This window comes from Bradyrhizobium sp. 31Argb (genome assembly GCF_043638955.1).
Taxonomy (GTDB): Bacteria; Pseudomonadota; Alphaproteobacteria; order Rhizobiales; family Xanthobacteraceae; genus Bradyrhizobium.
In genome coordinates, this window is record NZ_JBEGDB010000607.1 from 1 (window position 1) to 1,209 (window position 1,209).

Annotated in this window: 1 pseudogene; it reads left to right on the top strand. The window is 67.2% G+C overall.

Annotated features, from left to right (window positions below):
- Positions 1 to 78 precede the first annotated feature (78 nt).
- Positions 79 to 1,209 (top strand): annotated as a pseudogene (locus tag AAFX91_RS41795) (IS1182 family transposase); the annotation flags it as partial.

The window sequence follows — 1,209 nt, forward strand, 5'->3', positions numbered from 1 at the left end:
CTACGAGGCTGTGAATCTTTCTTATGGCAGAGCGCAAAGTGGCTGTGATTCTCTGCGGTGATGGATTCGCAGGAGGGCATGATGGTTGGTGGCGGACTATTTGGAGATCTGCCGGAACGAGCGGAGCCACGGGCCGAAGCAGTGCGGCGCGGAGCGCCGCGGCTGCGCGAGCCGATGCGCGACCAGGTCGAACTGCGCGCGGTCGATATCGACAGCCTGATCGGGCAGGATCATCCGGCGCGGGTGATCTGGGCCTATGTCGAAGGGCTCGGGTCAAGGCGCGGGAGAACAGGCCCGGCCATCCGGCGCCTTCGCCGCGGCTGCTGCTGGCACTTTGGCTGTACGCCACGAGCGACGGCGTTGGCAGCGCGCGGGCGTTGGACCGGCTCTGCGACAGCCATGACGTCTATCGCTGGCTCTGTGGCGGGGTGTCGCTGAACTATCACACGCTGTCGGACTTCCGGGTCGGTTGTGCCGATCTGCTCGACCGCTTGCTGAGCGAACATCTGGCGGCGCTGAGCAAGGCGGGGCTGGTCGATCTGGAGAAGTTGGCCCAGGACGGGGTGCGGATCCGGGCCAATGCGGGGACCGGATCGTTCCGGCGAGAGGCGACGCTGGACCGGCAGATGGCGCAGGCTAAGGCCGTGGTGGAAGAACTCAAGCGCGAGGTCGATGCGGATCCGGAAGCCAGCAACCGGCGCATCCGGGCCGCCAGGGAGCGCGCGGCGCGCGAACGCAGTGAGCGGGTGCAAGCGGCGCAAACGGCGCTGGCCGAGCTCAAGCGCAAGCGAAAGCAGCTCGACGACAAGGGCGGCAATGGCAAGAAGCCGAAGGAGCCGCGGGCCTCCACCACGGACCCGCAGGCGCGGGTGATGAAGATGGCGGATGCCGGCTTCCGCCCGGCCTACAATGTGCAGGTGGCCAGCGCGGCGGGACAACCGATCGTGGTCGCGGTCGATGTCGACAACAACGGATCAGATCGCGGCCTGATGCGGCCGATGCTGGAACGAACGCGCGCCCGGCTGAAGCGCTTTCCCCGCCGCCATCTCGTCGATGGCGGGTTCTGCAGCGCAGAGGACATCGAGTGGGCGCATGGCCAGGGCATCAGGTCTATTGTCCACCGACCAAATCCAGGAGCGGCGTCGATCCTTTCTTGCCGCGGAGCAGCGATGGCCCGGGGGTATTGGCCTGGCGCGCCCGCATGGCCAG